Consider the following 26,792-nt stretch of genomic DNA (forward strand, 5'->3'; position numbering starts at 1 on the left):
GCTCCACCCCCATCTGTACCCGACACCCGCCAGACAGGATCCGACATGCTTTCGCCAGCCGAACTGGAACGCTACGCCCGCCACATCGTGCTGCAGGAAATCGGCGGCGCGGGCCAGCAGAAGCTTAAGAATGCCCGCGTGCTGGTGATCGGCGCCGGCGGCCTCGGTGCGCCGGTGCTGCAATATCTGGCGGCTGCCGGTGTCGGCACGCTCGGTGTTGCCGACGACGACACGGTCTCGCTCTCCAACCTGCAACGGCAGGTAATCCATGATACCGACCAGCTTGGCGAGCCGAAGGTGGCCAGCGCGGCGGAGGCAATCGCGCGGCTGAACCCCAATGTGAAGGTTGAGCCGTACCCGACCCGCCTTGCCGGCCACAATGCCATGCAGCTCATTTCCCGCTACGATCTGGTGGTGGACGGATCGGACAATTTCGACACCCGCTACCTTGCTTCCGATGCCTGCTTCTTTGCGCAAAAGCCGCTGGTGACGGCAGCGGTCGGCCAGTTCGACGGGTCGCTGACCACCTTGAAGCCCTATGAAACCGGTGCGGACGGCGCGCCCAACCCGACCTATCGCTGCCTGTTCCCGAAAAAGCCGCGTGACGGCCTGCTGCCGACCTGTGCCCAGGCAGGTATCCTGGGTGCGCTGACGGGCATCATCGGTGCCATGCAGGCAATGGAAGTGCTGAAGGAACTGACAGGGACCGGCGAGGGGCTTGTCGGCCGGATGATCCTGTTCGACGCCAGAACCGTGCGCATGGAAACCATCCGCTACAAGCGCTCCGCGAAAAACCCGCTCAACGGTGACACTCCGAAAAGCTGGGCGGAGCTGCTGGAGGAGGCGTGAGGATTTCCTCCATGGCTGCCCCCGCCAAGCGGGAGCCTGGAACATTTCAATATCCGCCAGAGGTTAAACGCCCCCTTCCAGGGCGGGCCCAATAGTCCCGGCTCCCTGCTGCACTGGGGACGGGATGACAATGGTGTGCATTGTTGGCACGGGTCCAGGTGTCAAAAGGTCAAACAAAAACCCGCGCCGGTTGCCCGGCGCGGGTTTTGTGAAACACTAGAAACGTGCGACCTTAGTTCGGCTTCTGCTCGCCGGCCTGCTGAGTGGCAGCCTGCTGGGCCATGTTCTGGCGGTAGAGCTGGGCGAAGTCGATCGGGTCGAGCATCAGCGGCGGGAAGCCGCCGTTGCGGGTGGCTTCGGAAAGGATGTTGCGTGCGAACGGGAAGATCATGCGCGGGCATTCGATCATCACGAACGGGTGCATGTGCTCTTTCGGCACGCCGGTGATCTTGAAGAGACCTGCGTAGACCAGCTCGACGTTGAACATCACCATGTCCGGGCGCTCGGCCTTGGCGGTCAGGGTCAGGACAACTTCGAACTGGTCGTCGCTGATCTGCTGGGCACCGACGTTGACGTTGATGTCGAGCTTCGGCTGGTCGCCCTGCGCCAGGGCGCGCGGCGCATTCGGGTTTTCAAAAGACAGGTCCTTGATGTACTGGCCAAGGATGTGCATGCCCGGCGCAGCTGCGCTTTCCGCCTGCGGCTGAGCGCCGCCGTCATTGGTGTCGGTCATCATCTCATTCCGTTGCGCGGTGCTGATCTGAAATGAAGAGCTATAAAATCCCTCCGGCTGGCCGCCGGCCCGCGTGATCCGGACAACCGTGTTAGCGGGTGGCTACCACTTACGCCTTGTCGGCACAAGAGCCCCGGCCTTGCCAGCCGCCTGAATCCGCTTCAAAAGGGGGAAGTAGCCGTTCCCCAAGAAGTTCAGATGCACGAACAACCGACATCCAATATCACCCTGCCGCACCGGCGCCTGAAACTCGACACGCTGGTCCGCCTGCGCTGGCTTGCCGTGGGTGGCCAGTCGGCGGCCTTGCTGGTGGTTCATGTGGGTCTCGGCTACCCCATGCCGGCGGGGCCCGCCTTTGCCATGGTGGCGCTGTCCGCCTGGCTGAACATCTTTCTGAAGATCCGCTGGCCCTCGGCCATGCGCCTGTCGGAACGCGCCGCAACCCTGCAGCTTGCCTACGACATTCTGCAGATGAGCGGGCTCTTGTTCCTGACCGGCGGCCTCGGCAATCCGTTTGCGTTCCTGCTGATGGCTCCGGTCATGGTGTCCGCAACCGGCTTGTCGGCACGCTACACCATCATCCTCGGCATTCTGGCCACGGCCTGCGCCAGCCTTGTTGCCGTCCTGCACCTGCCCCTGCCATGGCCTGTCGGCGACGACTTCTCGCTGCCCATCGTCTATTCGGTCGGCATCTGGATCGCCCTCGTATCGACACTCGGCTTTATGGCGATCTACGCATTCCGGGTTGCCGAGGAAGCCCGCCAGATGGCCGACGCGCTTGCGGCGACCGAGCTCGTGCTTGCCCGCGAACAGCATCTCAACGCCCTGGACGGGCTGGCAACCGCTGCCGCGCATGAACTCGGCACGCCGCTCGCCACCATCTATCTGGTTGCCAAGGAACTTTCGGACGAATTCGAGACAAGCGATCCGAGAGCCGAAGACGTGGCGCTGATCCGCTCCCAGGCCGAACGCTGCCGCTCGATCCTGCGACAGCTCACCAGCCTGTCGAGCGAGGAGGACCGGACCTACCAGCGCATGCCGGTGTCCCAATTGCTGGAAGACGTGGTCGATCCACACCGGGGCACGGGCGTTGCGATCCATTCCACCGGAACCGGTACCGGCGCAGAGCCTGTGGGCACCCGAAACGCGGCGATCCGCTACGGTCTGGCCAACCTGCTGGAAAATGCCGTCGACTTCGCCAAAACCCGCGTCGATGTGTCCGCCACCTGGGATGAAACGACGCTTTCCATATCGATCAAGGACGACGGTCCGGGATTTTCCGTCGAAATTCTAGGCAAGATCGGCGACCCTTACGTTTCCGTGCGCGGCGGAAAGCCGCCGCAGCGCGGCACCGGCGGGGGACTCGGCCTGGGCATCTTTATCGCCAAAACCCTGCTGGAACGCACGGGTGCCAAGCTGCATCTGGAGAATTCCGCCCCGCCCCAGACAGGGGCTCATATCCGGGTGAGCTGGCCGCGCCAGGTGTTTGAACAGGACGGCAGAGTGGACGAAACGGCTTTTTCACCCCATAACGGCAATAAAGCGCAATCAATGCATGCTGTGCCCGTGACTTCATCCAGGGCGCAGGAGAAGACGCAAGAATAAAACCGGTAGAGCCAAATGACGGACCAGACACCTGCCCTGAACAGTTCGGAGGACATGACCCTCCTGATCGTTGATGACGACAAGCCGTTCCAGCAGCGCCTTGCGCGCGCCATGGAAAAGCGAGGCTTTGCGACGGAGACAGCCGACAGTGTTCAGGATGCAGCGGGCAAGATTGCCCAGAACGCACCGGCCTTCGCGATTGTGGACATGCGGCTTGAGGACGGTAATGGTCTGGATGTCATCGAGCAGCTTCGCCAGCGTCGTCCGGATGCACGCGCCATCGTGCTGACCGGATACGGCAACATCGCAACGGCCGTCACGGCGGTCAAACTGGGCGCCATCGACTACCTTGCCAAGCCTGCCGATCCCGACGATATCGTCGCCGCCCTGGCGCGCAAGCCGGAAGACAAGGCACAGCCGCCGGAGAACCCGATGTCAGCCGACCGGGTTCGCTGGGAGCATATCCAGCGGGTTTACGAGCTTTGCGATCGCAATGTTTCGGAGACAGCCCGCCGGCTGAACATGCACCGCCGTACCCTGCAACGGATCCTCGCAAAGCGCGCCCCGCGCTGAGAAAGCGAGGCCTTTGTGCCAATGCGGGCTTGCCCTTAGACCGCCACTTTGCCTAAGTATGCCCAAACGGTGATAACCTGCGCTCCCATGGAGATCGCTTATGCGGCTTGATGCTGCCAATGCTCTTGTTACCCCTGTGCTGAAATCCGGCCTTCTTGCCGCTTGCAGCGTGGTTCTGCTGGTCTCCGCATTGCCTGCGCAGGCTCAATCCGTTCCGGAAACCGTGCGCATCAACGTGGAGCCTCCGCAGCCCGGCATCCGGTCGATCACCGTGAACAAGAAGTACCGGCCGATCATCAGCCGCGACGACAAGGGTGTGGTCATCGATACGATGGGCAGCGACAACAAGCTGCCTCCCTGTGACGTCAAGCTTGAGGTTACCCTGGAAAACAGCCGCGTTCTGCACCGCGACGCCAGCTTCTGCTCCGGCGGCACGCTCGTGGTCGATGTTTCGAACGACGGCAAGCCGGGCGCTGCGGCTCGCGTTGTCGGCACAAATTCCGGCACGGCGGCCGGCCCGGTTTCCAATGCGCCGACGACGGCTCAGTCCTCGCAGGACCGGCCCGTGGAAGGACAGCAGACGGCGTCCAATTCCAACGGAACGTCGACCCCTTCCGTTGAGGAAATCAACCCACCAGCCGGAGAAGGCGGACTGCAGCCGCTTGACCAGGTCGACACGCCGATTTCCGCGCCCGGCACGGAAACGGCCTCTCTGCCTGACGATATCGACACGGTAACCGGCGACGGTTATCCCGGTGCCGCCAATTCCGAACCGGTTCTGGTGAACCCGAACGAGGCACGCGAGTGGCTGTCCGAACCCGGTACACAGCCGGGCACGCCGTCGATGCTAGAGCACGCCGTTCCGCAGACCGACGACCGGGACTTCCGGGCCGATTGCACCACGCAGTCCGGTTTTGCCAAGATCACGTTCCAGCAGGCTCCTGCCGGCCTCCTGGAAGGAATGCCGCAGGCCGTGCGCATTTCCGCGGGTGAATTCGACAGTGTCTACAACGCTTTCGGCTCGTCCAGCGCCAATGAAGCCGGCATATCGCTGCCCGAAGTCAACATCGAAATGACCGACCCACTGTGGGAGGCCATGATCAAGCAGTCTGCCCTGTCGATCTCGGTTGAAGGCCTGCCTGCACACGAAGTTTCCCTCAAAGGCAGTGCAAACCCGGTGCGCCTGTTCGTCGCCACTTGCTCCCAGCCACAGCAGATCGTTTCCGACGATGCCTACGGCAGCGGAGCCGAGGAAGCGAACTCGGATCTTTCCTGCGCCGAGGCTGGCCGCGTGCGGTCCGTCGAAGCCGTCCGGCCTGGTCAGATCGTGTTCCGCAATGCCAGCCGTCAGCCCATCGAGGTCAACTGGGTGGATTATCGCGGTGGCGAGCGGCCCTACGCGCGCCTGGAACCCGGACAGATCCTGGAACAGCAGACCTATGTCTCCCATGCCTGGACCGTGCGCGGTGCAAGTGGCGAATGCCGGGGCATTTACGTCACCAAGACGCCGTACCGGGAAGTCGTGATCAACGGGCCGGCCAATTTCGGCGCCCCGGGCAATAACGGGTTCGGCAACAACGGCATTGACAACGGCAACACCTGGGGCGCGCCGAACGGAGGCGGCTTCGACGGGCAGCCCGGCAATGATTTCCCGTCCGGGCCGGTACCGCCGGGATCCATCGAAGGCTCCAATCAACCGACGTTCCAGCAGCAGCAAACAGCCCGCGCCAATGTGGCCGACTATCTGTGCACTTCCGGGATCGACCTGAATGTCGTTTTCTCACCCGACATGCAGTCGGCGACCGTTGCCGAAATGGGCTATGGCGCGGTGACCCTGCAGCGTCAGGGCAGTGCCAACACGTTCTATTACGAATCCCAGGGGCATGTGCTTAAGGGACAGCTTCAGAATGCAACCTGGTCTCGTCCAGGACTGAGGGACGTTTTCTGCGCCCGCAGATAGTATGAAGCAGACCTGATAAACATTACAGGCTTTGTACTTGGTAGAAATCCGGACCTTTGGACATCTTTTTGCTTGCTGAATCGTTTTAACGGCACGCCACGTCAACATTTTAAGCTTTTGGTCAATTATTAGGCGGAAACCTTGTCGGACAGAGTTCGATAGGAATCACATAATCATGTCCTTCGCCCGTTGGCCCATCACCTGGAAGATCAGTCTGCCGATCGCGACCATCCTGCTGTTCACAGCTGCGATCTGTGTGGTCAGTCTCAACAGCCTCTATTCGGCAATGTTCGCCGAACGACTCAAGAAGATTGAGGAAATCACGGACAGCGCGGTTTCGATCGCCGCCTATTATCAGGGTCTGGAAAAAGCCGGGCAAATGAGCCGGGACGAGGCGCAGACAGCCGCCAGGGCGGCAATCGGCGCTATGCGGTTCGAAGGCGACAATTATGTCTTCGCCTACGACTACACAGGCATAAACCTCGTTCACCCCAACGCCAAGCTGGTCGGCACCAACATGATGGGGTTTGCCGACAAGACCGGCGTGAAGATCGTGGCCGAGCTGATCAAGGAAGCCAAGGCCGGCGGCGGTTCGCTTCTTTACTACTGGCCGCGCGCCAACAACGAGGTTCCGATCGCGAAATATGGTTGGGGCTCCGGCTTTGAACCCTGGGGCTGGATGGTCGGTACAGGCGTGTACGTCGATGATCTGGATGCCTCCTACTGGAGCGCTGCGACCGCGATCATCGCACTTGCGCTGATCGGCGCCCTCGTTGCGATCGGCATTGCTGTTGTCGCCGTTCGCAACACGGTACGCCCGCTTCGCGCGCTGACGGACAACATGAGCCTGCTGGCTGAGGGCAACACGAACATTTCCATCGAAGGCACCGATCGCGGCGACGAGATCGGCCAGATGGCCAGCGCCATGGAAATTTTCGTCAAGAACGAATCCGCGCGCCGTGACCTGGAAGAGCAGCAGAATTCCAGCCAGGAAGATGCAGCTCGCAAGGGAGCCGAGATCCAGCAGCTCAGTGGTGACTTCGATCGCCAGATCATGGAAATGCTGAACATCATCGACAGTTCCGTCCAGAACCTGCAGGCAGCCTCCGCCGACATGACGGGCGTCGCCGCCCAGACCACGGAGCAGAGCGGCCGCGTTTCAAACGCGTCCTCGCAGGCAGCCCACAACGTGGAAACCGTTGCCGCGGCAGCGGAAGAGCTATCCGCATCGGTCAATGAAATCCGCCGCCAGGTGCAGTCTTCCAGCGAGATCGCTGCTCGCGCCGCCGGAGAGGCCCAGGCCACCAACCAGCGCATGCACGGACTTTCCGAAAGCGCCAGCCGCATTGGCGAGGTCGTGAACCTGATCCAGGCAATCGCCGAGCAGACCAACCTCCTGGCGCTTAATGCGACCATCGAGGCGGCACGCGCGGGCGAAGCCGGCAGGGGCTTTGCGGTCGTTGCGGCGGAAGTCAAGGAACTGGCCACCCAGACCTCGAAGGCGACCGAGGAAATTTCCAGCCAGATCACGGCGATCCAGGATGAAACCGGCCATGCGGCCAGCGCCATCTCCTCGGTTACCGAGATCATCAACAACATGAACGAAATCGCGTCCTCCATCGCATCCTCCGTTGAGGAGCAGGGTGTCGCGACGCAGGAAATCGCCAGCAACGCGACCGAAGCCTCGCGTAGCACGGTTGAGGTGACCACAAACATCGAGACCGTTGCAGCGGCTGCCGAAAACACCCGCGATACTGCGGAGAAGGTCGACAGCTCGGCCCAGCAACTGAAGGAAAACGCTTCGATGCTGCGCAATCAGGTCGGCACCTTCCTTCAGGAAGTCCGCAAGCGCTCCGTGGCATAAGGCCGGTACATCAGACGCGAAAAGCCCGCAGTCCTTCCAAGGCTGCGGGCTTTTTTCTGTCGGTTTTCAAGTGACCTGGTCAGGTTGGGGGTGTCGTCAAAAGGCCTTCTCCCAAAACCTTGAAAGCGTCGATCGCCTTCTTCAGATCCGCTTGCGGGTCATTGCTCGCCGCGATCCAGAGAGCGGCATTGAAGGCAGCTCCGTTCAAGAGCCGCGCAGCAGCTTCCGCATCAACGGGCTTCACGAGACCTTCGGCGATCAAACGTTCAAGCGCACGTGTCGTTGTCTGCAGGCAGACGTTCTGGCTTGGCCACTGGGACGGATCGCCAAGCACGGATGGTCCGTCGAGCAGCACGATGCGCTGCACTTCAGGATTCAGGGCCATCTCGATATAGGCGATGCCTTCTGCCATGAGCGACTCCCATTCGCTCCCGCCAAGCCGGCTGGCGGCTTCTTTGGCCTCGGCTGCGATTTCGCCATCGAGCTGATTGACGACCGCCTGTAGCAGGCCTTTCTTGTCTCCGAAATTGTGATAAAGCGCGCCGCGCGTCAGGCCGACCGAGGCGGTCAGCTCATCCATGGACGCAGCTGCATAGCCTTGTTCGGCAAAGGCTTTTCGCCCTGCCGCAATCAGCTTTGCCCGCGTTTCTTCCATCATTTCGGCTCGTTTTCCAGGCGCCATCCTTACCTCGCAGATTCGCATACGCTGCGTATACCAATTGACATACGCCATGTATGTGAGCTATTCACATACGCAACGTATCTCAATAATCGCTCCCCGTTAAGCCCGGTTTCCCAGAGAAGCCAAACCCTCAAAGGACAGCACATGACCAAAAGCCAACCCGTTTTCCCGGAAGGCCGTCACGCCCTTTATGACACGCATAAATACTCGGCCGCCCTTCGCTCCGGCGACCTTCTTTTTGTATCCGGTCAGGTCGGCAGCCGTGCGGACGGCACGCCGGAACCGAACTACGAAGATCAGGTGCGCCTTGCCTTTGAAAACCTGCAAGCCGTGCTGAAAGCGGCAGGCTGCGGACTGGACGATATCGTCGACGTCACGACCTTCCACACAGACCCGGAAAACCAGTTCGAGAGCCTGATGAAGGTGAAGGACGAGGTTTTCGACAAAGCCCCCTATCCGAACTGGACGGCTGTCGGTGTCAACTGGCTGGCCGGTTTCGATTTTGAAATCAAGGTCATTGCGCGTATCCCCGACACCGCCTGACGCCTGTCGGCTGTCCTGCCGCCAGGTTTTTTCGAACCTCAAGGCAGGCCAGGCCGCACCAATAGCCTTCTGCGGTTGCAAGCTGCGACGTGGCACACCACGTGCGGGAGGCGCAAGGAGACGGTCGCCAACTGTTTCCAGCGCATGTCTGCCAATGCATGTACCATGGAGACCAGATCATGAGTGACGCCGCGAACTGGCACCTTTCCGAAGAAATCCGAACATCTGCCGGTGTCGTGAAGGCAGGCCGGGCTGGAGAAGGGCCATCTCTGGTGCTCGCCCACGGCTGGCCCTGGTCGTCCTGGTCTTGGCATCAGCTCATTCCGGAACTCTCAAAAAAGTTCCGCGTTCACTGGTACGACATGCCGGGATACGGCCAGTCAGAAAAATCAGCTGACCAGAAGACCTCCCTCGACGTCCAGGGCAAGGTCTTTGCCGAAATGCTCGATCACTGGCAACTCGAACGGCCCTCGGTGGTGGCCCACGACTTTGGCGGGGCAACGACGTTGCGGGCGCATCTGTTGCACGGCTGTGATTTCGAGAAATACGTCCTGATGAACGTCGTTGCGCTCAGCCCCTGGGGGTCGGAGTTCTTCGATCACGTCGGCCGCCATGTGGAGGCCTTTGTCGGGCTGCCGCCGCATATCCACCGCGCGGTTGTCGATGCCTATATCGGTGGTGCCCTGGTGAACGAAATCGGGACCGAAGCCCGCGCGGCACTGGCAGGCCCCTGGTTGACGGAAGAAGGCCGCGGCAGCTTCTATCGCCAGTTTGCGCAGGCGGACGAAACCTATACGAACGAGATCGAACCGCTTTACGGAGACATCCGTTGCCCGGTCAAGATCCTGTGGGGAGAGGACGACCCGTGGATCCCGATAGACCGCGGCCGGGCTCTGCATGCCGCCATTACGCAGTCGACCTTCGAATCGCTGCCGAACGCCGGCCACCTGCCGCAGCTCGAGGTGCCGGATCTCGTTCTGGCCAAGCTGGGTGCCTTCCTCTGAAGGATAGGCGTCGGCTGCAACTCAGATCTTGCGCAGGGCGACCTTGGCAATCTTGTGGCTGGAGTCCTTGGTGAGGATCAGATCGGCACGAGGCCGTGTCGGCAGGATGTTTTCGCGCAGGTTGACCAGGTTGATGTCATTCCAGATCCGGTTGGCAGTCGTGATCGCTTCCTGGTCCGTGATCCGCGAGTATTTATGGAAATAGGATCCCGGATCTCGGAAGGCCGTCTCGCGAAGGCGCATGAAACGGTCGACATACCAGTTCAGCAGCAGGGTCTCGTCGGCGTCGATATAGACCGAGAAATCGAAGAAATCCGACACGAACGGCACCGCGCGCCCGTCCTTGGGCAGTTCGCGCGTCTGAAGCACGTTGAGGCCCTCGACAATCAGAATATCGGGCCGGTCGACCGTTACCGTGTGCCCGGGCATGACGTCGTAATAGAAATGCGAATAGACCGGCGCACGCACGAAACGCTTTCCGGCCTTGATATCGGACAGGAATTTCAGCAGCCGCGGTCTGTCGAAACTTTCCGGAAAACCCTTCTTGGACATCAGCCCTTCGGCTTCCAGCACCGCATTGGGATACAGGAACCCGTCGGTGGTGATCAGATCGACCTTCGGGCTGGCCGGCCAGCGGGTCAGAAGCTCACGCAGCACGCGCGAAGTCGTTGACTTGCCGACGGACACCGACCCGGCCACGCCGATGATGAACGGCGTCTTGCCGTCACGGGTGCCGAGGAAGTTCTGCGTTGCCTGAAAGATGCTGATGGTTGCTTCGGCATAGAAGGCAAGCAGGCGGGAAAGCGGCAGATAAATTGTCTCGACCTGCTCGATCGACACCGGCGCATTGAGGCCCTGCAGCTGTGCCACTTCATGCGCATCGAGCGTCATGGGCGTGTCCGCACGCAGTCTTGCCCACTCGCGCTCGGTGAACACCTGGTAAGGGGACAGATCCATGTCCAGGGCCGTGGCGACTTTCTGATCCATAACTTCGCAGTTCCTGCTGCGCGGCTGAACGCCGGATCCGGTACAGGGCCAACAGGCCCTGGTTCATTCTTGAGGCCGGGACGCCTTCTCTTCCAGTCCGGTCTGTCCCGTACGGCTCGCAAGCTCCTTCATAACATCCTCGAGGGGGACATTGGAGACATTGAGAACCACCAACAAGTGATAAAGCACATCGGCGGCCTCGGCCGTCAATTCCTGCCGGTCCTTCTGAACGGCGGCAATCGCCGCTTCAACCGCTTCTTCCCCCAGCTTCTGGGCGCATTTGGCAACACCCTTGTTGACGAGCTTGCGCGTGTAGGACTTGTCGTCCGCGCTTTTCGCACGTGCAGCAATAATGGCGTCCAGATCTTCCAAAGTGAAGTCGGTCATTTGGCTAGTTCCCTTGAGGCCATCTCAGGCGTCGAGGCGCATCGGTACGCCGGCGTCGTTCATGTAGTGCTTGGCTTCCTGGATGGTGTATTCGCCAAAGTGGAAGATCGAGGCGGCCAGTACGGCGGTGGCATGGCCGTCGCGGATGCCTTCCACCATGTGATCCAGGTTGCCGACACCGCCCGAAGCGATGACCGGTACCGGCACAGCATCGGCAATCGCCCGGGTGAGCGCGATGTTGTAGCCGGACTTGGTACCGTCCCGGTCCATGGAGGTAACCAGCAGCTCACCAGCGCCAAGATCAACCACCTTCCTGGCAAATTCGACCGCATCGATGCCGGTGGCATTGCGGCCGCCATGGGTGAAGATCTCGAATTTTTCCGGTTCGCCCGGCGCGTTGACCTGCTTGGCGTCGATGGAAACGACGATACACTGCGCACCGAACTTTTCCGCCGCTTCGCGCACGAAATCCGGATTGGTGACGGCCGCCGTGTTGATCGACACCTTGTCGGCCCCGGCGATCAGCAGCTTTCGGATGTCTTCCACGGTACGCACGCCGCCGCCGACGGTTACCGGCATGAAACAGGCCTCGGCCGTGCGCCGGACGACGTCGTAGATCGTGTCCCGGCCCTCGTGGCTGGCCGTGATGTCCAGAAAGCAGAGTTCGTCCGCCCCGGCCGCGTCATAGGCCTTGGCGGCTTCTACTGGGTCGCCGGCATCGACCAGGTCGACGAAGTTGACACCCTTGACGACACGACCGTCCTTGACGTCGAGACAGGGAATGACACGGGCTTTCAAGGTCATGATACTGCGCTCCGCGCGGCCAGGATCAGCTCCATGGCTTCTTTCGGATCGAGACGGCCATCGTAAAGCGCCCGGCCGGAGATCGCGCCTTCCAGGATGGCGCAGTCGGGCTCCAGCAGGCGGTGTATGTCGTCGATCGACGCAAGGCCGCCGGAAGCGATGACCGGAATGGAGACGGCGCGGGCGAGTTCAAGCGTGGATGGAATGTTGAGGCCCTTCAGAACACCGTCGCGGTCGATATCTGTGTAGATGATCGCCGCGACGCCCGCGTCCTCGAACTGCCTGGCAAGATCGACCGCGGTGAGTTCGGACGTTTCCGCCCAACCCTCGACGGCGACATAGCCGCCCTTCGCGTCGATGCCGACGGCAACCTTGCCCGGGAACTTGCGGCAGGCTTCCTTCACCAGCTCCGGATCGCGCACGGCAACCGTGCCCAGGATTACGCGGCTGATGCCCTTATCCAGCCAGGCCTCGATATGATCCAGCGTCCTGATCCCGCCACCCAGCTGCACCGGGTTCTTCGTTGCCTCCAGAATGGCATCGACAGCCGCGCCGTTCACGCTCTCGCCGGCAAAGGCGCCGTTGAGATCGACCACATGGAGCCATTCGAAGCCCTGATCCTCGAACGCCCGGGCTTGCGCACCCGGGTTGTCGTTGAACACGGTGGCCTGGTCCATGTCGCCCAGTTTCAGGCGAACGCACTGGCCATCCTTCAGATCGATGGCGGGAAAGAGGATCATGTCGCTTTAAATTCCTTCAACGATGACGATTTCGCCATCGGCTACTTTCTGGCGGATTTTCACCGCTTCCTGATACTCCGGCGAATTATAGCAATCCACCGCATGCTGGAAGCTCGGAAATTCGATTATGACGTTTCGCGCCCGGCCAGGTCCTTCAATGGCATCGGTCTTGCCGCCGCGGGCCAGGAAGTTGGCGCCGAACCGCTCAAACGCGGGCTTTGCCGTTTCCACATATGCCGGATATCCATCGGCGTCGTGCACGTCGACACGGGCGATCCAGTAACCTTTGCTCATTTTGGCCTCCCAGGCGCTTCTCGTTTAAGGGGTCCAGTCCAGGAAATTGGCAATCAGCTCAAGACCGAGCCGCTGGCTTTTTTCCGGGTGGAACTGGGTGCCGATCATGTTATCCTTCGCCACCATGGCGGTGAAGGTACCGGCATAGTCGAACGTCGCCAGACGGTCTTCCGCCCGCGCGCAGGCAAAGTGGAACGAGTGCACGAAATAGGCGTGCAGCCCATCCGGACCCGTTTCCAGTCCCTTGAAAACTGCGTGGCTTTCCGGGCGAACATTGATTGTGTTCCAGCCCATGTGCGGGATCTTCAGCGTCTTGTCGGCCGGTTCCATGGCGGTGACGTCGCCCTCGACCCAGCCAAGGCCTTCAACAGTCTCGAATTCCAGCCCGCGGCTCGCCATCAGCTGCATGCCGACGCAGATGCCGAAGAATGGCTTGCCGTCCTTGCGCACGACCTGCTCCAGAGCTTCCGGCATGCCCTCAACGGCCCACAGGCCGCGCTTGCAGTCGGCAAAGGCGCCAACACCCGGCAGCACGACACGGTCGGCCTTCAGAACCCTTTCGGGGTCTGAGGTCACGATGACATCCGGCGTGTGGGCGTGGGCGCGGGCCGCGCGCTCGAACGCCTTTTCGGCCGAGCGCAGATTGCCCGAGCCGTAATCGATAATCGCGATGGTCATTGACGGGTCTCCGGACCGAGTGTCAGGCCCACCACCTGCTCGCTGCCGATCCTCGGGATGATCGGTTGGGAGGCGGGGCGCTGCCGGTCTTCATGAAGTCTGGGTGGCGAAAGTCGGTCCGCCGCCTTATGGAGAAAACGAAATTCGGCCTCGGTCTTGTTGAGCGCATCGACGATGCCGACAACGCGCCAGCCCTTGCGCTCCAGCGACCAGCGACGGAGCGCCTGGGCTTCCAGGCCGAACAGGATGGATGTGAAGAGGGCGACCACCGCCATGGCTTCCTGACTGACGGACAGTGCCAGCAACTCGATCGCCAGCGTCGCCGCGAGATAGCCGAGCAGCACCAGCCACATGCGGTTGACCAGCAGCCAGATAACGGCAAACAGGAACGCAAGCGTCGAGAAGCCGTCCGGAACAAAGGCAAGCCGGTCTGTCTGGCGGGGATCACCAGCCACGTCTTCGAATTCTGGCGGAGCCATCACAACATATGTGCTCATGCGCCGTTTCCTGCCCTAGCCGCCGAGCTGGCCCTTGGTGGTCGGAATGCGGTCTGCCTGCCGCGGGTCGATCTCCACCGCCTTGCGCAACGAGCGCGCAACCGCCTTGAAGCAGGTTTCGGCGATGTGATGGCAATTGGAGCCATAAAGGTTGGCAATATGAAGAGTGATCCCGGCATTCATCGCGAATGCCCGGAAAAACTCCTCGAACAGCTCCGTGTCGAACTCACCGACCTTATCCCGGTCGAAGGTGACATCCCAGACAAGGAACGGACGGCCGGACACGTCCAGTGCGCAGCGGGTCAGTGCCTCGTCCATGGCAAGATGGGTGTCGGCATAGCGGGTGATACCCGCCATGTCGCCCAGCGCTTCGGAAATAGCCTGGCCCAGCGCAATGCCGGTATCCTCGACCGTGTGGTGAAAATCGATGTGGGTGTCGCCATCGGCGCGCGCCTTGATGTCGATCAGCGAATGTCGCGACAACTGCTCCAGCATATGGTCGAAAAACCCGACGCCGGTCTTGACGTCGTAAGCGCCCGTGCCGTCCAGGTTGATCTCGACCGAGATGCGGGTTTCCTTGGTGTCGCGCGATACACTCGCTGTGCGCATGTGCTGATGCCCCGTGGGTCATGGGAAAGAAGAACCGCGGTGTTGTAGCAGCCTGAACCGTCTAAGAAAATAGCGGTTTCATAGTGAAAGGGTTCTGCGGCCGGTCTATCTTGCAGGAAAGCAAATCGGCAGCCGTCTGCGGGCACCTTCCTGAAATCCATTTTGCGGAGACATCCATCATGTACGAAAAAGCCATTTCCGAAGGCGGGCTTGCCGTCGTGACCGGTGCTGCCAGCGGTGTCGGTCTGGCCGCAGCCACCCGGTTTGCCAAGGCCGGGTTGGGCGTCATCCTGGCCGATCTGCCCGGTGCCGCGCTTCAGGAGGCAACCGAAAAAGTCCGCGCCGCCGGTACCGTCGGCGTCGATATTCTTGCGGTTCCGACCGATGTCAGCGACATGGAGCAGGTAGAAGCCCTTGCCGAGAAGGCGTTTGAAACGGGACCGGTCGCCGTCTTGATGAACAATGCGGGCATCAGCCTGCCGACATCCGCCTGGGAGGACTTCGACAACTGGGTCCGGCTGATGGACGTCAACTTCTTTGGCGTTTTGCGCGGTGTCCAGGCCTTCACACCGCGCCTGATCGAGGCCAATCGTCCGGCCGTTATCGTCAATACAGGGTCGAAACAGGGCATCACCACACCGCCGGGCAATCCCGGCTACAACACCACCAAGGCCGCGGTGAAGGTGCTCAGCGAGCAGCTCGCCCATGAGCTGCGACAGGCCGGTGCGCCCATTTCCGTGCACCTGTTCGTACCGGGTTTCACCTACACCGGCATGACTGCCAGCCACTTTCCGGAAAAGCCGGCCTCGGCCTGGACCAGCGAGCAGACCGTCGACCATTTCATCGAGCGGATGACGGCAGGTGATTTCTATGTCCTGTGCCCGGACAATGATGTCGACAGCACGAGGGACAGACGCCGAGCCGAATGGGCTATCGGCGATATCATCGAAAACCGGCCGCCGCTGTCCCGCTGGCACGCCGACTACAAGGACGCCTTCGCGGAATTCGAGCGAACCGGGAAGGTGTAGTTCTGGCGCTGGGCGATCCTTGGTGCTATGCACTGACACCTGCCCCAAAATCGAGGATCTGCCCATGCCGACCAGCCCGTTCGCCCCGAAAACCGCTCTGGATCGTCTGATGCTGCCCGTCGACGTGCCGACGGTCGCTGAAGCCGAGAAACTGGTGAAGCAGACCGAAGGCAAGGTCGGTGTCTACAAGATCGGCATGGAGCTGCAATTCGCCGGCGGACTGGAATTCGCCCGGGACCTGGCGCGTGACGGCAAGAAGATCTTTCTCGACGTCAAACTTCACGACATCGACAACACAATCGAGAAAGCCGTGCGCAACGTCGCCAAGATGGGCATGACCTTCATGACCCTGCACGGGTATCCGAAAACCATGCGCGCCGCCGTGAAGGGCCTGCGGGAAGAGGGCAATCCCGACCTGTGCCTGCTCGGCGTGACCGTGCTGACCTCCATGGACGAGCAGGATCTGGTCGATGCAGGATATCGCGGCCCGATTGCCGATGTGGTGGAAACCCGCGCACGCGATGCCCGTGACGCGGGCATGGGCGGCATTGTCTGTGCCGCCACCGAAGCCTTGAAGTTGCGCACGATCCTCGGAGACGAGCTTGTGATCGTCACCCCCGGCATCCGCCCTTCCGGCAGCGACGCCGGTGACCAGCGCCGGGTCATGACCCCGGCCGATGCCATTCACGCCGGCAGCGACTATCTGGTGGTCGGCCGGCCGATCAGCCGGGCCGAAGACCCGGGTGCGGCGGCCGATGCAGTGGTTGCCGAAATAGAAGCGGCGCTGAGCACCCCACCGTTAATCGACAACACCAGTCACCGGAAAACCGCATCCTTCGGCAACTTTTCGATATGATGCGGTAAACCCGCTCAGGGACGCGGTGTAGACAGGGCCACCCAGCCCGACGATATCGATCTGGCCGTTCCGCTGCATGGCCTGAAGCACACGCTGATTGTCTTCGAACGGGAAATCGGTCTGCGCGAAGGCGAAACCGTCTTCGTCGAAGTCCGCGTAGACCGTTGCCTGCGCGCTGTCGCCGTCATCAAAGACGAAATTGACCTTCTGCTCGTTCTGAAGAACCGTGGCATGCCCCCGGATGGCGCGCTCGGTCAGCTGAACCCCGGGAAACATATCCGGTGGCAATGCATCGCCGTTGGAAATGGAAAAACCGACGGTGGGCAGGCCGTCGCCACCGGTCCACATGGAGCAGGTGATCCGCAGATCCTCGCCGGTATCGACCGCCTCGATCTGGACGTTCCAGTCTTTATAGGAAAAATATTGCTGTTCGGCCTGAGCGGTAGAAGCGGCAAGCAGGCCGAGGCCAAGGCCGGTCAAAATTCTGAATGTCATCAAGAAGTCCCCGTTGGGTAGGAAGGGGCTACTCAATACTGAAAACCTTAAGATAAGCCACTGAAGTTCGAAGGTTTTTATGCATGTTTCGTCGGCGGGTTCCAACGTAGCCGCCTGGTGTTACACCCTGTTCAGTCGTATCTGCCAAATGGATCCCCGGTGTGACCAGAGCCTTTTCTTTCGTTTTGGGACGTTGAGAATGGGGGCAATCGCATCGCAAGGCGAAAAAAACCACCGCCGAAGCGGTGGTCCAGTTTGCTACAATCACGTGATCTGAGGTCACGCTGCCTGATTGTCTCCATTGGCGGCGGACCGCAGTACCATGCCGTAGAGATCGCGCGGATCATCCGGATCCGCCAGCAGGTCGAGCTTTTCGAAATGGCCCGTTCTGGGCAGAAGATCGCGGACGTAGCGCAGGGCGGCGAAGTCCTCGATCGCAAAGCCGACGCTGTCGAACAGCGTTATCTGGTCCTGTGACGTGCGGCCCTCGGTCTTGCCGGCGTAGACCTGCCAGAGTTCGGTGACCGGATGATCCCGGTCAAGCTGCTGGAACTCGCCTTCGATATGGGTCTGGTCCGGGAATTCGACAAAGATATCGGAGCGCAGCAGGATATCGCGATGCAGTTCCGTCTTGCCCGGGCAGTCGCCGCCGACCGCGTTGATGTGCACGCCGGTGCCGACCATGTTGTCGGTCAGGATCGTCGCCGACTTCTTGTCCGCGGTGACGGTGGTGATGATCTGCGCGCCTTCGATCGCGTCTTCCGGCGTCTTGCAGATGGTCACGTTGAGACCGGAATTGGCAAGGTTGCGGGCAAGCCGCAGGCTGGCCGCGCTATCAATGTCGTAGGCGCGGATCTCGGTGATGCCGAGCATGTCCTTGAAGGCCAGGCACTGGAAGTCGGACTGGGCGCCATTGCCGATGATCGCCATCGTGGTGGACCCTTTCGGCGCCAGGTATTTGGCGGCAAGCGCCGAGTTGGCTGCCGTGCGCAGGGCGGTCAGGATCGTCATCTCGGTGAACAGCACCGGGTAGCCGGTCATCAGGTTCGACAGAACACCGAAACCGGTAACGGTCTGCAGACCATCCCGGGTGTTGCCCGGGTGACCGTTGACATATTTGAAGCCGAAAGTCTTGCCGTCGCTGGTCGGCATCAGCTCTATGACACCCTGAGGCGCATGCGCCGGGATGCGCGGTTTCTTGTCGAAGCTTTCCCAGCGCAGGAAATCCTGCTCGATATATTCGGCGATGCCACGCATGAAGGTTTCGACGCCAATCGCGCGAACATTGCGCATCATGTTGTCGACGCTGACGAATGGCACATAGGCGAGATCCGACGGCAGGAGATTGATGGGGCTGTTTGACATTGTTCGGTCCTCTAGAAGCTTCTTGTCGGCCGGTCGAAGACCCGGCGGCCAAACAGGCTGCCGGTCAGCTCGACCATCAGACGCGCGGTTTTTCCGCGTTCGTCCAGGAAGGGATTGAGCTCGACCAGATCGAGCGAGGTGACGAGGCCGCTGTCATGCAGCATCTCCATCACCAGATGGGCTTCACGAAAGGTCGCGCCGCCCGGGACGGTGGTGCCGACGGCCGGAGCAATCGACGGGTCGAGAAAATCGACGTCGAGGCTGACATGCAGCAGGCCGTTTTCCGCCCGGACGCGCTCCAGAAACGGCTTCAACAGGACCCCGATACCTTCCTCGTCGATCCGGCGCATGTCGCTGACGCCCACTCCGTGGCTGACGAGCAGGTTGCGCTCGGCATCATCGATGGACCTAACGCCGAGAATCTCGACATTCTGCGGTTTCAACGTGTGCTCAAGCGGCGCGCCGAGCAGATCGTCAAACCCGGGAAGACCGCACAGAAACGCGAGCGGCGTGCCGTGAAGATTGCCGCTGGCGGTGCTGTCCAGCGTGTGAAAATCCGAATGGGCATCGAGCCACAGTACGAAGAGCGGCCGGCCGAGGGCGGCAGCCGCCCTTGCCTGGCCCGAGACCGTGCCGGCCGCCATGGCATGGTCGCCGCCGAGATAAATCGGCACGACCGGGCCTTCGCCAAGATCTGCCGCCTTTTGGTGCAAGGCACGGGTCCAGGCGACATAGGCAGGATAGTTACGCAAAACAGGGTTGGGCGGTGAGAGGTAGCCGACATTTGCCGGCGTCAGATTTCCGTGGTCTGAAACCGAATGGCCGAGCTCCTGCAGTGTTTCCTGCAAGCCTGCGGTGCGGTAGGCATCCGGCCCCATGAGACAGCCGCGCTGACCGGCGCCTTCGTCCACGGGCGCTCCGACCAGTACAATCTGTTTTTCAACGACGTTCACGGCCTGCTCCGACCCAAATTCCGACTGTCAGAAGTGTGCTGAAACGCCGCGGCGGAGTAAATCCGGACACTTGATCAAAAGAGCAGCCAAATTTATCATTTTGGTAGCTTCAATTGATCGGAATGGAACAATGGACGATCTGGATCTTCGGTTGATCTCGCTTCTGCGTCATGATGGGCGAAGATCGGTGTCCGAATTGGCAGGTGATCTGAAAGTTTCGCGTGCCACAGTACGATCGCGGATGGAAAAGCTGGTCGACACCGGAGAAATACTCGGCTTTACCGCCGTTCTTCGCGACGACTGGCGCGACCTGCCGATCCGCGCGGTAACGCTCGTGGTGGTGGACGGCCACAACACCGAACCGGTGATCCGCTCGCTCAGCGCGATGACGGAAGTTCGCGCGATCCATTCCACAAACGGCAAGTGGGATCTGGTACTGGACGTGGCCACCCGTGATCTTGCCGCCTTTGACGATGCGCTCAACCGCATTCGGTTGATCGAGGGCATTACCGGCACAGAAACCAGCCTGCTTCTGACCACCCGCAAGGGACCCGCGGTTTCCGCCAGCGAGTTCAAGGATGTTCTGGGCTAGAAGTGCCGGTCTTGGCATCTCCATCGTCATCCGGCTCGCAAATCGGGTCGCCCCGCTGTCGTTCGCGGATTAAGATCAGAGCGGACTGCAAGATCAGCATGAAGACACCACCATGACCAAAGCGCTCGACCTTACCAGCCTGACGTCCGAACCGACGCCGATCTCCATCGGCGAAGAGGCTGCGCAGAACTATGACGTTGTTCGCCGTACCTTGAAGAGGATCACCGAAGACTGGCGCGAGCAACCCTCGCTGGACCAGCTTGCCAAGGAGGCCGGCCTCCAGCCCATTCAGCTGCAACGGGTGTTTTCGCGCTGGGCCGGGCTGACGCCGAAGCAGTTCCTGCAGGCAATCACGCTGGATCATGCCAAGGCCTTGTTGCGCGAGTCCGCCAGTGTTCTGGACGCCACCTACGAGGTGGGCCTGTCCGGTTCGGGCCGACTGCACGACCTCTTCGTCACCCACGAAGCCATGACGCCCGGCGATTACCGCAATCGCGGCGCCGGCCTTTCGATTGCCTACGGGTTTCATCCCTCTCCGTTCGGCCAGGTCTTGGTGATGGCCACCGACAAGGGGCTGGCCGGTCTCGGATTTGCCGATCCGGGCGACGAAACCTCCGCCCTGGAAGACATGTGCGAGCGCTGGCCTGCGGCCGCGTTCGTTCAGGATCAGGAAGCAACAGCCCAATTTGCCCGGCGCGTCTTCGATCCCAAAAAGTGGCAGGAGGACCAGCCGCTCAACATCGTTATGATAGGGACCGATTTTGAAATAAGGGTCTGGCAAACCCTGTTGAAGATCCCGATGGGCAAGGCGACCACCTATTCCGACATTGCCGCCTGCCTCGGCAATCCGAAGGCGTCCCGCGCCGTGGGCTCTGCCGTCGGCCGCAATCCGCTCTCCTTCGTCGTGCCTTGCCACCGAGTGCTTGCCAAGGGTGGCAAACTTGGCGGGTACCACTGGGGCCTCACCCGCAAACGCGCCATCCTCGGCTGGGAAAGCGGCTTGTCGGGGCCGGTGTTGGAGTGTGTTTGAGGGGGAAGTGTAATCGTGCCTTTGGAAAACCCGCAGTCAGATCCTTAACCGGTAAATACCGGGCAGGTCCCCCACCCCTAACCCCTCCCCACAAGGGGGAGGGGGATACCGCCGGAAGCGATGCCAGCATCGAAACATCGAACAAACGCAGTTGGAAAATATTCGGAAGTCCCACGAAGCAGAGCCTCGTTCCCTTCCCCCTTGTGGGGAAGGGTTAGGGATGGGGGTAAACGGCGCAGCCGTGAAACGCACTCAATCAGTCCAGATTCAGCCTTCTCCGAATATCGAGCACTACACCTTCCAGGTTCTCATGAACCTCCAAGGACGAATAGCGCAGGATCTGAAATCCTTCCGCGCCCAGCCAAGCGGCGCGTCGTTGATCATGTTGCAGTTGGTCTGGCTGATCGTGAATATCGCCATCAATCTCGATCACGACCTTGCTTGAGAAAATGACAAGGTCTGCCACATACGGCCCGATCGGCGCCTGGCGCCGGACATGGATGTCGTCGGCCTTCAGCTCTCGCAACGCACGCCATAAGGATTTTTCGCCCTGGGTTTGGTTTAGACGAAGCTTCCTGGCAAGCTCTCTCGTGCTTGCGTCGATGTGTGTCGGTGCCAAGTTTGCCTGGTCCTAAAACACCGGCCCCTTCGGCATCGGATAATTGCCGGTGATTTCCCAGCCGAAAGCGGCCATGCGTTCGGCGGCCATGGGCGTGACGTCGCCGGTGATCAGGAAATCGACACCCGTCGGCGGGAAGGGCAAGGTGCCGAGGCCTTCGTGAAGGGCGGAGAATGTCTGTGCCACGGTCTGTGTCCAGGCCACATGATCGAAAGGCATGACGATGGCTGCAATGCCGTCACGGCGCAGGGCGACCGGAATACCGGAAACCAGCTTGATATCGCCCAGCGGTGAAACCGTTCTGTTGTAGGTTTCCATGAGAACCACGCGGCGAAGCTGGAAATAGGCAAGATCGCGGCTGTCCGCATCGGCGGCCTTTTCGGCAAGCAGGTACAGGTCCTTCACGCCGGGCATGGCCTGCATCTGGTAGGCGATCGCGGCTTTCTCGGCTGCCGTGTAGAACGGATTGCCAATGAGTTTTGCATTGGTCACTTCCGGGACACCAACCTCGCGCAGAACGCTGGCAGTGCGCTCCTGCAGCTCGGTTGAGGTGCTGTCGACAATGAGATTGCGGAAATTGTCCGCCTGGCGCGCTGCGTTGACGATGATGCCACCCGGCAGGAGGCTGGTTATCGCACTCACCGTCCAGCTGCCCGCCGTGGTGACGCTGGCAGTTTCGTCGAGCTTTTCCGACAGCGGTCGGTAGAATGTATAGGGATCGACACCGACGCTGACCGCAAGTTCCCTGCGGGCCTTGGCCTGGCCGGTGATCGACTTGGCCAGCTCCGCCGGGGAGCCGCCCTTGCCACTGACGGCGGCCTCGACACCCTTGGTGAGACGGCCGAACATACGGCCGACGCCGGAGACGGTGTTCTTGGCTGTTCCGACGGGATCGGTCACCGTGCTCTCAACGAATTCGACCGGCTTCATGGCCGCCTGCTTGAGGCCGTCGACGAAGCTGGCGTCATTCTTCAGGCTGTCGAGCGCAATCAGCACCTGGATTTCGTGGAGACGCAGCTTGAGCAAGCCGTCGCCTTCGATCTGCTCCACGCCGAGATCTGTCTGGACCTGATAGATCCGCAGGAACCCGTCGCCGCGCACCGGCGAAAGCACTGCATAACCGGGCCCAAGCTCCTTGCCGTCCAGAACGGTGGCCGGATCCTGCTCCGGCGGCGTTTCGTATTGTTCGGTGAGCGCACTGGCAGGCACGGTCAGCAGCAGGGCGCCCAGGAAAACTCCTGCAAGCGCTGAACGAAAGGTTTCAAAACCGAACATGCAAGGCCTCCTCGGGCAGAGGCCGGTGACGCCTCAGACCGGTGCCAGACCGCTGCGCGCCAGGACTTCACCGGCCAGATACAGCGACCCGCAGATCAGAATCCGGGGGGGTTCGCCGTCTATTGCCGCACAAGCTGCCACATCTGCCAGCGCTGCGTCCAGTGATTGAAACGGCGTAGCTTCAAGTCCCGCACACCGGGCGAGATCGGCCAGGTCTTCCGGCGTCCTGGCGGTGGTCGTAGTGGTGATCGGAACCGTGCCGACATGGCGCACCAGACCGTGGAACGGACGGAAGAAGCCAACCGGATCCTTGGTCGTCAGCATGCCGGACACGAGGTAGAGCGGGCGGGGAGCGCGCTCTTCCTGTTCGCCCATGAACTGGGCGATGGAAATGCCTGCACCCGGATTGTGACCACCATCGACCCAGACTTCCGAGCCCTCCGGGCACAGCTCGTGCAGCGCGCCGCTGGTGATCGGCTGCAACCGGCCGGGCCAGTTGACCGTCTTCAAACCATGGGCAATCGTGTCGCCGTCCGGCAGCATGCCCGCCGCTTTCAGCGTCGCGATGGCGACAGCCGCATTGGAAAACTGATGACGGCCGCCAAGCACGGGGACGGGCAGGTCGATCAGCTCATCCTCGTCCTGAAACGCCATCCGGCCCTGATCTTCCTGGGCGGCAAAGTCCTGTCCGAATATGTCGAGCGGCGCCTTGTTGCGGGCTGCCTGGCGCGAGATGGTTGCCATGGCCCCGTCTTCCTGCGCGGCGCAGATGACCGGCACGCCTGGCTTGATGATGCCTGCCTTTTCCGCAGCGATCACCGAAAGGTCGTCACCCAGGAATTTCTCATGATCCATGGAAACCTGGGTGATCACCGTGGCAAGCGGCCGGTCGATGACGTTGGTGGCATCAAGACGCCCGCCAAGACCGACTTCAAGCAGCAGCACATCGGCGGGATGCTCCGCGAACAGCAGGAAGGCCGCTGCGGTGGTGATCTCGAAAAAGGTGATTTCCTCACCGCCATTGGCTTCCTCGCAGCGGTGCAATGCCTCGTAGAGGACCGGATCGGAGACGAACTTGCCATCCGAGCCGAGGCGTATGCGCTCGTTGAAGGAGACCAGATGCGGCGAGGTGTAGACGTGGCAGCGTTTTCCGGAAGCTTCCAGGATCGCCCGCATGGTGGCGGTGACCGAGCCCTTGCCGTTGGTGCCGGCAACATGAATCACCGGTGGCAGGCGGCGTTCGGGATGACCGAGCGCTTCCAGCAGGCGGTACATGCGTCCGAGCGAGAGATCTATCTCCTTCGGATGCAACGCCAGCAAACGGTCCAGAATTTTCGTGATTTGATCCAAGGCGCCCTCCGCAGGGTCCCTTTTTCCCGGTTGCGTTTGACTTACGCCTTTACGGGAAGGCCGCCCGCGAGACAAGCGGACAGCCCGTAAATGTCGTCTCAGGCCGCTTTCGCGACGTATTCGTGTAACGAAGCTGCCTAGCTGGCAGCTTCCGCTTCCTTGGCGGGCTCTGCTGCCGTTTCGGCAGGCTTGGCTTCTGCTTCCGGCGCCTGCTCCTTCGGCGCCTCGAGCTTCGGCAGCTCGACTTCGCGCTTCATCAGGATGCCGCAGATGCGGGTCAGTGTTTCCTTCATCTTCTGGCGCGGCACCACCATGTCGATCATGCCGTGGTCGAGAAGATATTCGGCGGTCTGGAAATCGTCCGGCAGCTTTTCACGCACGGTCTGTTCGATGACGCGCCGTCCGGCAAACCCGATCTGGGCGCCCGGTTCGGCAATATGCACATCGCCAAGCATGGCGTAGGAGGCCGAAACGCCGCCCGTGGTGGGATTGGTCAGGACAACGATGTAGGGCAGTCCCGCCTCGCGCAGCATCTGCACACCGACCGTGGTGCGCGGCATCTGCATCAGCGACAGAATACCTTCCTGCATGCGCGCACCGCCGGAAGCGGCAAACATGACGAAGGGTGTCTTGTCTTCGACGGCTTTCAGCATGCCGGCAAGGATTGCCTCGCCCGCGGCCATACCAAGCGACCCGGCGATGAAATCGAAATTCTGGACGGCGATGGTCAGCGGCATGCCGTTGACCTGACCCTGGGCCACGATCACCGCTTCGTTCTCGCCGGACTTGGTGCGGGCTTCCTTCAGCCGGTCGGAATAGCGCTTGCTGTCGCGGAACTTGTGCGGGTCGGCATGCACTTCCGGGGTATCGACCTCGGTGTATTTGCCGCCGTCGAAGAGTGCCTCGACGCGCTTGCGCGCCGGAATGCGCATGTGGTGACCGGAATTCGGGATTACCCAGAGATTGGCTTCCAGATCCCGATGAAACACCATTTCACCGGTTTCCGGACACTTGATCCAAAGGTTTTCCGGAACTTCGCGCTTCTTCCAAAGATCACGGATCTTGGGGCGTACGATAGAATTGATCCAGTTCACGTCAAACGCGTCCCGCTACTCGAGTTACCATTGGACGGAGATATGGGGTCCGTCCCAAATCCTTCAATTGTGACCAGCCTTCAGGCCGGCCAGTCAGGCTGTTCTTGACCGGGCGCAGCCGGAAGCCAGGTCGGACACCAGATCCACGACGGCCTGCACGGTTTTGTCGGTCGCCTTGCCGGCCTCGTCGAGGCTGTCGCGAATGGCGCTGACCAGAACCGACCCGACCACGACACCATCGGCATCCTTGCCGATCTCCGCCGCCTGGTCTGCAGTCTTCACGCCGAAACCGACGGCAACGGGCAGGTTCGTGTGCCCCTTGATCCGCTTCACCGCGGTCGACACCCGGCCGGTGTCGGCGATATTCGCACCGGTGATGCCAGTCACGGAGACGTAATAAACGAAACCGGAAGTGTTGGCCAGAACGGCGGGCAGACGCTTGTCGTCAGTGGTCGGTGTTGCAAGGCGGATAAAGTTGAGACCGGCTTCCAGAGCCGGAATGCACAATTCATCGTCAGCCTCTGCCGGAATATCGACGATGATGAAACCGTCCACACCGGCATCCTTGGCAACCTGAACGAAAACCTTCGGGTCCCGCACGTAGATCGGATTGTAATAGCCCATCAGGATGATCGGCGTGTCCTGATCCTGCTTGCGGAACTCCCGCACCATGTCCAGGGTCTTGTCCATGGTGTGACCCGCCGCCAGGGCGCGCTGGTTACCGAGCTGAATCGGGATGCCTTCGGCCATCGGGTCGGAAAAAGGCATGCCAAGTTCGATGACGTCGGCACCGGCTGCCGGGAGGGCGTTCAGAAGAGCTTGAGAGGTCTGCAGATCCGGATCGCCTGCGGTGATAAAGGTGACCAAGGCCGGCCTACCGGCATCCGCACAAGCTTTAAAACGGCGGTCGATACGCGTATCCGTCATTCACTGCTACCCTTTTTCGCGCCAACCGGGACCCTCCGGGGCGTTTCCGTTTCAGCGATGTACGGGGGCAGCGCGTGCAATGTCAATCTGTCTCATGCAGATTCGGGGCATCCGGACGCGGTCCGAACCCGGGACGTTACCGGCTCGGATAGTCGATCAGGCCAATCGCGCGCAGGGCGGCATCTGCCCGATAGACATGCTCGCTGCCCATGGGCTTCGCCCGGCCGGCACGCGTGAACGGGTTTCCGGCACCGCGAAACACGGTGGCGAGGGGCGCTGCCGACGGCGCGCTGATGTGGAGGGCCTGCAAGGTGCTCATCTCAAAAACCAAAAAAGACGGATGCCGCGATCCTGAATCGCAATCGGGCCGCAGCTTATGGTTTTTTTGCAGTGCAGCAA

The 26,792-nt window shown here is 61.1% G+C and carries 30 protein-coding genes; 11 read left to right on the forward strand and 19 right to left on the reverse strand.

What is annotated here, in order from left to right; translation table 11 throughout:
- Positions 1 to 45 precede the first annotated feature (45 nt).
- A complete protein-coding gene (locus tag ACYQ54_RS18460; protein WP_460085179.1) occupies positions 46 to 849 on the forward strand; it encodes a HesA/MoeB/ThiF family protein in 804 nt (267 codons plus the stop codon).
- A gap of 232 nt (positions 850 to 1,081) precedes the next feature.
- Here the strand turns inward: ACYQ54_RS18460 and secB are convergent, their stop codons facing one another.
- Positions 1,082 to 1,582 carry a protein-export chaperone SecB gene (secB, locus tag ACYQ54_RS18465; RefSeq protein WP_460085181.1) on the reverse strand — a complete coding sequence of 167 codons (501 nt, stop codon included), beginning with the start codon at positions 1,580 to 1,582 and terminating at the stop codon, positions 1,082 to 1,084.
- A 198-nt stretch (positions 1,583 to 1,780) separates the two neighbouring features.
- Here secB and ACYQ54_RS18470 point away from each other — a divergent pair, with 198 nt between their 5' ends.
- From ACYQ54_RS18470 to ACYQ54_RS18485, 4 genes are all read left to right on the forward strand, one after another.
- Complete coding sequence (locus tag ACYQ54_RS18470) at positions 1,781 to 3,187, forward strand: ActS/PrrB/RegB family redox-sensitive histidine kinase (RefSeq protein WP_460085184.1); 1,407 nt, start codon at positions 1,781 to 1,783, stop codon at positions 3,185 to 3,187.
- Positions 3,188 to 3,202: 15 nt separating this feature from the next.
- On the forward strand, positions 3,203 to 3,760 hold the full coding sequence (locus ACYQ54_RS18475) for an ActR/PrrA/RegA family redox response regulator transcription factor (RefSeq protein WP_460085187.1): 558 nt from the start codon (positions 3,203 to 3,205) through the stop codon (positions 3,758 to 3,760).
- 100 nt (positions 3,761 to 3,860) lie between these two features.
- The gene (locus ACYQ54_RS18480; RefSeq protein WP_460085190.1) at positions 3,861 to 5,720 is read left to right on the forward strand and encodes a VHL beta domain-containing protein; all 1,860 of its coding nucleotides are present in this window, start codon (positions 3,861 to 3,863) and stop codon (positions 5,718 to 5,720) included.
- A 175-nt stretch (positions 5,721 to 5,895) separates the two neighbouring features.
- Positions 5,896 to 7,584 carry a methyl-accepting chemotaxis protein gene (locus ACYQ54_RS18485; RefSeq protein WP_460085192.1) on the forward strand — a complete coding sequence of 563 codons (1,689 nt, stop codon included), beginning with the start codon at positions 5,896 to 5,898 and terminating at the stop codon, positions 7,582 to 7,584.
- Between the two features lie 79 nt (positions 7,585 to 7,663).
- Here ACYQ54_RS18485 and ACYQ54_RS18490 read toward each other — a convergent pair whose 3' ends face one another.
- The gene (locus tag ACYQ54_RS18490; protein WP_460085195.1) at positions 7,664 to 8,242 is read right to left on the reverse strand and encodes a TetR/AcrR family transcriptional regulator; all 579 of its coding nucleotides are present in this window, start codon (positions 8,240 to 8,242) and stop codon (positions 7,664 to 7,666) included.
- Between the two features lie 168 nt (positions 8,243 to 8,410).
- Here ACYQ54_RS18490 and ACYQ54_RS18495 point away from each other — a divergent pair, with 168 nt between their 5' ends.
- Positions 8,411 to 8,809 carry a RidA family protein gene (locus ACYQ54_RS18495; RefSeq protein ID WP_460085198.1) on the forward strand — a complete coding sequence of 133 codons (399 nt, stop codon included), beginning with the start codon at positions 8,411 to 8,413 and terminating at the stop codon, positions 8,807 to 8,809.
- 179 nt (positions 8,810 to 8,988) lie between these two features.
- The gene (locus ACYQ54_RS18500) at positions 8,989 to 9,813 is read left to right on the forward strand and encodes an alpha/beta fold hydrolase (protein WP_460085201.1); all 825 of its coding nucleotides are present in this window, start codon (positions 8,989 to 8,991) and stop codon (positions 9,811 to 9,813) included.
- 21 nt (positions 9,814 to 9,834) lie between these two features.
- Here ACYQ54_RS18500 and coaA read toward each other — a convergent pair whose 3' ends face one another.
- From coaA to hisB, 8 genes are all read right to left on the reverse strand, one after another.
- On the reverse strand, positions 9,835 to 10,800 hold the full coding sequence (gene coaA / locus ACYQ54_RS18505; RefSeq protein WP_460085204.1) for a type I pantothenate kinase: 966 nt from the start codon (positions 10,798 to 10,800) through the stop codon (positions 9,835 to 9,837).
- 63 nt (positions 10,801 to 10,863) lie between these two features.
- A complete protein-coding gene (locus ACYQ54_RS18510; RefSeq protein ID WP_460085207.1) occupies positions 10,864 to 11,187 on the reverse strand; it encodes a phosphoribosyl-ATP diphosphatase in 324 nt (107 codons plus the stop codon).
- 24 nt (positions 11,188 to 11,211) lie between these two features.
- A complete protein-coding gene (hisF, locus tag ACYQ54_RS18515) occupies positions 11,212 to 11,991 on the reverse strand; it encodes an imidazole glycerol phosphate synthase subunit HisF (RefSeq protein ID WP_152505045.1) in 780 nt (259 codons plus the stop codon).
- Positions 11,988 to 12,731, reverse strand: coding sequence for a 1-(5-phosphoribosyl)-5-[(5-phosphoribosylamino)methylideneamino]imidazole-4-carboxamide isomerase (gene hisA / locus ACYQ54_RS18520; RefSeq protein ID WP_460085209.1), 744 nt, complete (start codon positions 12,729 to 12,731; stop codon positions 11,988 to 11,990). The genes hisF and hisA overlap by 4 nt, the downstream gene beginning before the upstream one ends.
- A gap of 6 nt (positions 12,732 to 12,737) precedes the next feature.
- Positions 12,738 to 13,025, reverse strand: coding sequence for a DUF1330 domain-containing protein (locus tag ACYQ54_RS18525; protein ID WP_023002421.1), 288 nt, complete (start codon positions 13,023 to 13,025; stop codon positions 12,738 to 12,740).
- A 24-nt stretch (positions 13,026 to 13,049) separates the two neighbouring features.
- Positions 13,050 to 13,703: an imidazole glycerol phosphate synthase subunit HisH gene (gene hisH, locus ACYQ54_RS18530; RefSeq protein ID WP_460085212.1), complete on the reverse strand. Its 654-nt coding sequence runs from the start codon at positions 13,701 to 13,703 to the stop codon at positions 13,050 to 13,052.
- Positions 13,700 to 14,200 carry a DUF2628 domain-containing protein gene (locus tag ACYQ54_RS18535; RefSeq protein WP_460085215.1) on the reverse strand — a complete coding sequence of 167 codons (501 nt, stop codon included), beginning with the start codon at positions 14,198 to 14,200 and terminating at the stop codon, positions 13,700 to 13,702. The genes hisH and ACYQ54_RS18535 overlap by 4 nt, the downstream gene beginning before the upstream one ends.
- Before the next feature lie 15 nt (positions 14,201 to 14,215).
- Positions 14,216 to 14,809, reverse strand: a complete 594-nt coding sequence (hisB, locus tag ACYQ54_RS18540; protein ID WP_460085217.1) for an imidazoleglycerol-phosphate dehydratase HisB — start codon at positions 14,807 to 14,809, stop codon at positions 14,216 to 14,218.
- Positions 14,810 to 14,988: 179 nt separating this feature from the next.
- On the opposite strand from hisB, the gene ACYQ54_RS18545 reads away from it, so the two are divergent.
- Both ACYQ54_RS18545 and pyrF read left to right on the forward strand, forming a co-directional pair.
- Entirely contained in the window at positions 14,989 to 15,837 is an 849-nt protein-coding gene (locus tag ACYQ54_RS18545) for an SDR family NAD(P)-dependent oxidoreductase (RefSeq protein ID WP_460085219.1), read from the forward strand.
- 64 nt (positions 15,838 to 15,901) lie between these two features.
- On the forward strand, positions 15,902 to 16,693 hold the full coding sequence (pyrF, locus tag ACYQ54_RS18550) for an orotidine-5'-phosphate decarboxylase (RefSeq protein ID WP_460085221.1): 792 nt from the start codon (positions 15,902 to 15,904) through the stop codon (positions 16,691 to 16,693).
- On the opposite strand, the gene ACYQ54_RS18555 is transcribed toward pyrF, so the two are convergent.
- The 3 genes from ACYQ54_RS18555 to rocF form a co-directional block, all read right to left on the reverse strand.
- Positions 16,637 to 17,188, reverse strand: a complete 552-nt coding sequence (locus ACYQ54_RS18555; protein WP_460085224.1) for a hypothetical protein — start codon at positions 17,186 to 17,188, stop codon at positions 16,637 to 16,639. The two genes, pyrF and ACYQ54_RS18555, sit on opposite strands and share 57 nt — an antisense overlap.
- Positions 17,189 to 17,467: 279 nt before the next feature.
- Entirely contained in the window at positions 17,468 to 18,553 is a 1,086-nt protein-coding gene (locus ACYQ54_RS18560) for an ornithine cyclodeaminase (protein WP_460085226.1), read from the reverse strand.
- An 11-nt stretch (positions 18,554 to 18,564) separates the two neighbouring features.
- A complete protein-coding gene (gene rocF, locus ACYQ54_RS18565; RefSeq protein ID WP_460085229.1) occupies positions 18,565 to 19,506 on the reverse strand; it encodes an arginase in 942 nt (313 codons plus the stop codon).
- A 130-nt stretch (positions 19,507 to 19,636) separates the two neighbouring features.
- Here rocF and ACYQ54_RS18570 point away from each other — a divergent pair, with 130 nt between their 5' ends.
- Entirely contained in the window at positions 19,637 to 20,098 is a 462-nt protein-coding gene (locus ACYQ54_RS18570) for an Lrp/AsnC family transcriptional regulator (protein WP_023002430.1), read from the forward strand.
- A gap of 112 nt (positions 20,099 to 20,210) precedes the next feature.
- Entirely contained in the window at positions 20,211 to 21,128 is a 918-nt protein-coding gene (locus ACYQ54_RS18575; protein WP_460085232.1) for a methylated-DNA--[protein]-cysteine S-methyltransferase, read from the forward strand.
- Between the two features lie 256 nt (positions 21,129 to 21,384).
- On the opposite strand, the gene ACYQ54_RS18580 is transcribed toward ACYQ54_RS18575, so the two are convergent.
- The 6 genes from ACYQ54_RS18580 to ACYQ54_RS18605 form a co-directional block, all read right to left on the reverse strand.
- Positions 21,385 to 21,747, reverse strand: coding sequence for an endonuclease domain-containing protein (locus ACYQ54_RS18580; protein ID WP_460085234.1), 363 nt, complete (start codon positions 21,745 to 21,747; stop codon positions 21,385 to 21,387).
- 12 nt (positions 21,748 to 21,759) lie between these two features.
- Positions 21,760 to 23,022, reverse strand: a complete 1,263-nt coding sequence (locus ACYQ54_RS18585) for a hypothetical protein (protein WP_460085236.1) — start codon at positions 23,020 to 23,022, stop codon at positions 21,760 to 21,762.
- A gap of 33 nt (positions 23,023 to 23,055) precedes the next feature.
- Positions 23,056 to 24,372 carry a bifunctional folylpolyglutamate synthase/dihydrofolate synthase gene (locus ACYQ54_RS18590; RefSeq protein ID WP_460085239.1) on the reverse strand — a complete coding sequence of 439 codons (1,317 nt, stop codon included), beginning with the start codon at positions 24,370 to 24,372 and terminating at the stop codon, positions 23,056 to 23,058.
- A gap of 137 nt (positions 24,373 to 24,509) precedes the next feature.
- Positions 24,510 to 25,466: an acetyl-CoA carboxylase, carboxyltransferase subunit beta gene (gene accD / locus ACYQ54_RS18595; RefSeq protein WP_460085242.1), complete on the reverse strand. Its 957-nt coding sequence runs from the start codon at positions 25,464 to 25,466 to the stop codon at positions 24,510 to 24,512.
- 93 nt (positions 25,467 to 25,559) lie between these two features.
- A complete protein-coding gene (gene trpA / locus ACYQ54_RS18600; protein ID WP_460085245.1) occupies positions 25,560 to 26,393 on the reverse strand; it encodes a tryptophan synthase subunit alpha in 834 nt (277 codons plus the stop codon).
- 136 nt (positions 26,394 to 26,529) lie between these two features.
- Positions 26,530 to 26,712, reverse strand: a complete 183-nt coding sequence (locus ACYQ54_RS18605) for a hypothetical protein (protein WP_460085247.1) — start codon at positions 26,710 to 26,712, stop codon at positions 26,530 to 26,532.
- Positions 26,713 to 26,792: the final 80 nt, after the last annotated feature.

Source organism: Roseibium sp. LAB1 (assembly GCF_054658235.1).